Source organism: Burkholderia sp. FW306-1C-G01B (assembly GCF_058781685.1).
In genome coordinates, this window is the sequence record NZ_JBYSWZ010000026.1 from 70344 (window position 1) to 76862 (window position 6519).

A 6519-nucleotide genomic window follows, 5' to 3' on the forward strand; every position below is an offset into this window, starting at 1 on the left:
GGTCGAATGCGGAAGATTAGCGGTGCGCGATGGCCGTGCGGGCCGCGCGCACCTGCGTGGAAGAGAGGGCGGCGGGTGCGTCGTCCTGCAGCTCGAGCCGGCCGGCCGCCGCGAGTTCGCGACAGCGCCACCAGGCGATCGAGTCGCTGACGAACAGGCCGCCGCGGTCGGCGTCGGCCATGATGCCGCCGACGAGGCGCCGCGCGGGCAGCCAGTCGGTTTCCGCGCGCGCGACGATCAGCGCGTCGAGATCGGCATAGTAGCCGCTCTTGATCGTGTTGCTGACCCAATAGCGAAGTTCGGCGTTCAGGTGCTTCGCTTCCTGCCATTCGAGTGCGAGGCGGCCGATGCGCAGCACCGAGATCGGCGCGGCCACCGGCCGTTTGCGCGCCAGTTCCGCGGGCGAGAACATCCCGGTCGTGCATGCCTGGTCGGTGCGCGACAGCGATGCGCGTTGCGCCGAGTCGAGATCGGCGGCCGACAGCCGCACCTCGTTCAGGCGCTGCGGGACATTGCGCAGGTGATAGGCGACGCGGCGCAGCAGCAGCTTGTCGCCGACGCTCGGCGCATGCCACACGACCACCTGGCCGGTATCCATCGCGAGCTGGTCGAGGCGCGCGAACTCGCCTTCGATTTCCGCGTTCCAGTCGGGGATCTGGTCGCCGAGCACGTGCTGCCAGAAGGCGGCACGCGTGTCGGGCGTCTCGTCGGCGCCCTTCAGCGGCCCGACGCCGAGATCGTCGAGCAATCCGACGACGCGCTCGTCGCGTCCGGCTTGCGCGAGTGCCTCGCGCAGCGACGCGGCGGCGGTGCCGCCCTGAATCACATGAATGGTACTCATCGGCCTGTCGTCAACAAAAGAAAGCCGCCGGCCGGGCGGACGTTGCGATGTCCAGCCGGCCGGCGGCCCCTAGTGTAAGCGAGATGTGTGACGGCGAGAAACCGTCCGGCGCCGCGACGCGATGCCGCTCAACGCTCGTCGAAGCTCACGACGACCTTGTCGCTGATCGGATGGCATTGGCACGTGAGCACGAAACCGTCCTTCACTTCATGCGCCTCGAGCGTGTAGTTCTTCTCCATCCGCACTTCGCCCTCGATCACCTTCGCGCGGCACGTGCAGCACACGCCGCCCTTGCACGCATACGGCAGCGCGAGGCCCGCGCGCAGGCCGACATCGAGCAGGCTCACCCCTTCGTACGGCAGGCGCAGCTTGCGCTTCTTGCCGTCGAGCACGATTTCCAGGTCGGCGGCCGGCGTCTGCTCGGTGATCTCCACGACCGGCGCGCCGGCCTGCGGCAGCGGCGTGCCGAAGCGCTCGACATGCACCTTCGCCTGCGGCACGCCAGCTTCCTTCAGTGCCGCTTCGGCCGCGTCCATCATCGGCGCGGGGCCGCAGATGAACGCCTCGTCGATCGCGTCGGCCGGCATCAGCGTGGCGAGGAATTCCGCGCATTTCGCCTGGTCGAGCACGCCGTTGAACAGCTCGACGTCCTGCTGGTCGTCCGACAGCACGTGATAGAGGACGAAGCGGTTCATGTAGCGGTTCTTCAGGTCCTCGAGCTCCTCCGCGAACATGATCGCGTCGACGCTGCGGTTACCGTAGATCAGCGTGAACGTGCTGCGCGGCTCGAGTTCGAGCGTCGTCTTGATGATCGCGAGCACGGGCGTGATCCCCGAGCCGCCGGAAAACGCGACGTACTGCTTGCCGTGGTCCGCGTTCAAATGCGTGAAGAAGCGGCCGTCCGGCGTCATCACGTCGATCGTGTGGCCCGGCTTCAGCGTATCGAATGCGAAATTCGAGAAGCGGCCACCGCGCACGCGCTTGATGCCGATGCGCAGTTCGCCGTCGCGGTCGTAGTCCGTCGTGCCGACGCAGATCGAATACGAGCGGCGCGTCTCCTCGCCGTCGATGTGGGTCTTCAGCGTGACGAACTGGCCCTGCGTGAAGCGGTAAGCGTCGCGCAGCTCGGGCGGCACGTCGAACGAGACGGTGACGGCGTCGGCGGTCTCGGGCCGCACGTCGCGGATACGCAGCGGATGAAATTGCGGGGTCGTCGACCCCCGCCTGGCCGCCTCGCGCGACGGATCTGCTTCCGGGGGATGGGGGAGCTGCGCCCCCCCAGGCGAACGAAGAGAGCGTGGGGGCTGTTTCATTTCAGTAGGGTTTGAAGTAGTCGAAAGGTTCGCGGCAGTCGACGCAGCGATACAGCGCCTTGCAGGCCGTGGACGCGAATTGCGCGAGACGTTCGGTGCGGGCGGAGCCGCAGCGCGGGCACGCGGGCGCCGCGACCGGTCGCGGCACGAAGCGCACGACGTTTTCCCGCGGCGCGGCGCTGCCGCACCGGCCGACCGGCGGCGCGATGCCGTACGCGCGCAGCTTGTCGCGCGCTTCCTGCGTGATCCAGTCGGTCGTCCACGCGGGCGCGAGCACCGTTTCGATCCGGTGCGGCGGGAGGCCGGCGGCCTGCAAGGCGGCGGCGACGTCCTCGGCGATCTGCGACATGGCCGGGCAGCCCGAGTAGGTCGGCGTGATCACGACTTCGAGCATGCCGTCGTCCGTGCGGCGAACGTCGCGCAGGATGCCGAGCTCGCGGATCGACACGACCGGGATCTCGGGGTCGGGCACCGCTTCCAGCACGTCCCATGCGCGGGCGAGCAGCGGATCGTCGTGACGCGCGGCGGGCGGGGCGTCGGCGGGGGCGGCGGTCTGGACGGACATCGTCGGGCTCCGTGGCGTTGGCCGGTTACCAGGTCGCGCCGGGGTGCTGGCGCGCGAGGCTCTGCATTTCGGCGAGCAGGTAGCCCATGTGCTCCGAGTGCTCGCCCTGCTTGCCGGTCGTCACATGCATCACGGGCGCCGGCAGCGTGAGCGTCGCCTCGGCGAGCGCGTCGTCCACGTCCGCGCGCCATGCGGCTTCGATCGCGGCCGGTGCCGGGCCGATGCCCGGTGCGGCGATCGCGTCGTCGATCGCATCGGCTGCGAAGAATTCGCGTGTGTACGGGGTCAGGTAGTCGAGCGCATCCTGCGCGCGACGGTGCGATTCGTCGGTGCCGTCGCCGAGGCGAACGAGCCATTCGCGCGCGTGCTGCACGTGATAGCGGGTTTCCTTCAACGATTTCGCGGCGATCGCGGCGAGTTGCGTATCGGTCGACGTTTCCAGCGCGGTCCATACGTGCAGCATCAGCGCCGCATAGAGGAAGTTGCGCACGATCGTCACCGCGTAGTCCTTGTCGGCGTGCGCGGTGCCGGAGACCGGGCCGTAGTGCGGCAGCTCGGCGAGCGTGAAGTTCGCGAACTCGCGCTCGGTACGGAAGTACGCGTAGTCGTCCTCGGTCTTCGTCGCGCCGGTGAGCTGGCGCTCGAGTTCGGCGGCGTGCGTATACAGCATGCGCGCCTGGCCGATGAGGTCGAGGCTCATGTTGGTGAGCGCGATGTCTTCCTCGAGGATCGGGCCGTGGCCGCACCATTCGGCGTTGCGCTGACCGAGGATCAGCGCGTTGTCCGCGAGGCGCAGCACGTAGGAGAGGTGTTCGGGCGTGATCGTCATGGCGCGGGCGTTACATGTGGTTGACTTCGTCGGGCAGCGTGTAGAACGTCGGGTGACGGTAGATCTTGTCGCCCGCCGGCTCGAACAGTTCGGCCTTCTCGTTCGGATCCGATGCGGTGATCGCCGACGACGGCACGACCCAGATGCTCACGCCTTCCTGGCGGCGCGTGTAGACGTCGCGCGCCATGCGCAGCGCCATCGATGCGTCGGCGGCGTGCAGGCTGCCGCAATGCTTGTGATCGAGCCCCTGCTTGCTGCGCACGAACACTTCCCAGATCGGCCATTCCTTGTTCATCACTTTCTCCTGATTCCTGAATTCGATGGTGCCGCTCAGGCGGCGTGCTGTTCGGCGCGGGCGCGGCGCTTCGCTTCGTGCGCGAGCGCGGCTTCGCGCACCCATGCGCCGTCCTCGTGCGCTTTCACACGGGTCGCGAGGCGTTCCTTGTTGCACGGGCCGTCGCCGTTGACCACGCGCCAGAATTCGTCCCAGTCGATCGTGCCGTAGTCGTGGTGGCCGCGCGCGTCGTTCCACTTCAAGTCGGGATCGGGCAGCGTGACGCCGAGCACCTTCGCCTGGTCGACTGTCGCGTCGACGAACTTCTGCCGCAGGTCGTCGTTCGAGATCCGCTTGATGCCCCATTTCGCGGACTGGCTGCTGTGGACCGAATCGGCGTCGCTCGGGCCGAACATCATCAGCACCGGCCACCACCAGCGGTTCACGGCCTGCTGGACCATCGCGCGCTGCGCGTCGCTGCCCTTCATCATCGACAGCAGCGCGTCGAAACCCTGGCGCTGGTGGAACGACTCTTCCTTGCACACGCGGATCATCGCGCGCGCGTACGGGCCGTACGTGCAGCGGCACAGCGGGATCTGGTTCATGATCGCGGCGCCGTCGACGAGCCAGCCGATCACGCCGACGTCCGCCCAGGTCGGCGTCGGGTAGTTGAAGATGCTCGAGTATTTCGCCTTGCCTGCGTGCAGCGCGTCGATCAGCGAATCGCGTGACACGCCTAGCGTTTCGGCCGCGCTATAAAGATAGAGGCCGTGGCCGGCTTCGTCCTGGACCTTTGCGAGCAGGATCGCCTTGCGCTTCAGGCTCGGCGCGCGCGAGATCCAGTTGCCTTCCGGCAGCATGCCGACGACTTCCGAATGCGCGTGCTGCGAGATCTGGCGAACCAGCGTCTTGCGATAGGCGTCGGGCATCCAGTCTTGCGGTTCGATCTTGCCGTCCGCGGCCATCACCGCATCGAACCGCGCCTGCTCGGGCGACTCGGCTGCGGCGTCGAGCGGCGCGACGTTGCCGGGGATGTCGAGGGATTGCGTGTACATGGCGAGATTCTCGTCCGGTTGAATGTGTGCGCAGTATAAACCAACCGACCGGTCGGTTAATAAATTTCTTGCGGATTTGCGGCGAGGTTCGGGTAAACGAGCGATGTCGGGGCACGATCGGGCGGTGTGAGCGTGGGCCGCCGCGTGAGTCTCGCGTCTTCTGCGGCACAATGCCCGCTTTCCGATGAGGATTTTGTCGATGTCATTCCGAAGCAGTTTCGCCGCGGCCGTGCTGGGCGCGGCCGTTTTCGTGTCGCCGCTCGCGGCTTCGGCCGCGCCGGCAGGATGGGTCGCCGCGTGGGCGACCGCGTTGCAGCCGATTCCCGACCTTGCCGCACCGCCGCCGCTTTATCGCGCTCCCGACGTGGCCGGGCGGACCGTGCGCCAGATCGTCTACCCGACGGTGTCGGGACGGGCGGTGCGGATTCGCGTCAGCAATGCATACGGTCACGCACCGCTGGTCGTCGAGGCGGCGAGCCTCGCACGTGCCGGCGACGGCGCCGCGCTCGCCGGCGGCGCGGCCGTGCCGGTCAGGTTCGGCGGCAAGGCGTCGGTCACGCTCGCGCCGGGGCAGGAACTCGAAAGCGATCCGGTGGCGATCGACGTGACGGCCGGACAACCGTACGCCATCAGTCTGCAGATGGGACCGAACCAGCGGATGACGGTCTGGCACCGCGTGTCGAACCAGTTCAACTATGTCTCTGCACCGGGCGATCACGTGAACGATCCGGCCGCCGCCGCGTTCCGTACCCGTTTTACCCAATATGCATGGGTGACTGAGCTGGCCGTCGAGGTTGGTTCCGCGCGAGCCAGCGTGGCCGCGATCGGCGATTCGATCACCGACGGACTGCGTTCGAGCGTGAACCGGAACCGCCGCTGGCCGGACGCGCTGGCGCGCCGGTTGACGGCGTCGGGCGCCGATTCGATCGGCGTCGTGAATCTGGGCATCAGCGGGAACCGGCTGCTCAGCGATTCGGCGTGCTACGGCACGTCGCTGGCGTCGAGGTTCGAGCGCGATGCGCTGTCGCGCGCGGGCGTGAAGGCCGCGGTTGTGCTGATCGGGATCAACGACATCAACTTCGCGGCGATGCCGCCGCGCACGGGGCTCGATTGCGACCATCCGCATACGCAGGTCACGGCCGCGTCGCTGATCGACGGCTATCGCCGGCTCATCGAGGCGGCACACCGCCAGGGCGTGAAGGTCTTCGGCGCGACGCTCACGCCGGCAGGGTTGCCGGCTGGACGCGAGGCGATCCGGCTCGAGGTGAACCGGTGGATCCGGAGCGGTGGCGGGTTCGACGACGTGGTCGACTTCGATGCGGTGCTGCGCGATCCGGCGCACCCGAGCGTGCTGCAACGTCGATACGACAGCGGCGACGGCATCCATCCGAGCGACGCGGGCTACACGGCGATGGCCGACGCGGTGCCGGTCGAGCAGTTGCGGGCTGCCGTGGGCAGCAGGTGACGCGCTTCTATATATAGAAGAAGCGTTGCCGGCGGTCTGGATGCCAACGGCGACACCCAGCCCATTCTGTTCAAAGCCTCCGTGCGCGTGAGCGCACGGAGGCTTTTTCAAAATAATTTCACAAAAGGGCTTGCGGAGACGGGGGCGGGTGCATAGAATCACGCCTCTTTCGCGCTA

7 protein-coding genes are annotated in these 6519 nt (G+C 67.6%); 1 reads left to right on the plus strand and 6 read right to left on the minus strand.

The annotated features are described in order from the left end of the window. Positions 1-16 precede the first annotated feature (16 nt). From AC3WLY_RS34520 to paaA, 6 genes are all read right to left on the minus strand, one after another. On the minus strand, positions 17-841 hold the full coding sequence (locus AC3WLY_RS34520) for a DUF1835 domain-containing protein (protein ID WP_492310699.1): 825 nt from the start codon (positions 839-841) through the stop codon (positions 17-19). 128 nt (positions 842-969) lie between these two features. Beyond that, positions 970-2034, minus strand: coding sequence for a 1,2-phenylacetyl-CoA epoxidase subunit PaaE (paaE, locus tag AC3WLY_RS34525; protein ID WP_175964142.1), 1065 nt, complete (start codon positions 2032-2034; stop codon positions 970-972). Positions 2035-2155: 121 nt separating this feature from the next. Beyond that, entirely contained in the window at positions 2156-2719 is a 564-nt protein-coding gene (paaD, locus tag AC3WLY_RS34530) for a 1,2-phenylacetyl-CoA epoxidase subunit PaaD (protein WP_492332753.1), read from the minus strand. A gap of 25 nt (positions 2720-2744) precedes the next feature. Next, complete coding sequence (gene paaC / locus AC3WLY_RS34535; protein WP_492310896.1) at positions 2745-3548, minus strand: 1,2-phenylacetyl-CoA epoxidase subunit PaaC; 804 nt, start codon at positions 3546-3548, stop codon at positions 2745-2747. Between the two features lie 10 nt (positions 3549-3558). After that, complete coding sequence (paaB, locus tag AC3WLY_RS34540) at positions 3559-3843, minus strand: 1,2-phenylacetyl-CoA epoxidase subunit PaaB (protein ID WP_010092957.1); 285 nt, start codon at positions 3841-3843, stop codon at positions 3559-3561. Between the two features lie 35 nt (positions 3844-3878). Next, positions 3879-4877: a 1,2-phenylacetyl-CoA epoxidase subunit PaaA gene (paaA, locus tag AC3WLY_RS34545; protein WP_047899576.1), complete on the minus strand. Its 999-nt coding sequence runs from the start codon at positions 4875-4877 to the stop codon at positions 3879-3881. A gap of 199 nt (positions 4878-5076) precedes the next feature. Between paaA and AC3WLY_RS34550 the strand changes: the two genes are divergently transcribed. Continuing rightward, positions 5077-6342 (plus strand): SGNH/GDSL hydrolase family protein, encoded by a 1266-nt coding sequence (locus tag AC3WLY_RS34550; protein ID WP_175964105.1) that lies wholly within the window; start codon positions 5077-5079, stop codon positions 6340-6342. The last annotated feature ends 177 nt before the right edge of the window (positions 6343-6519 follow it).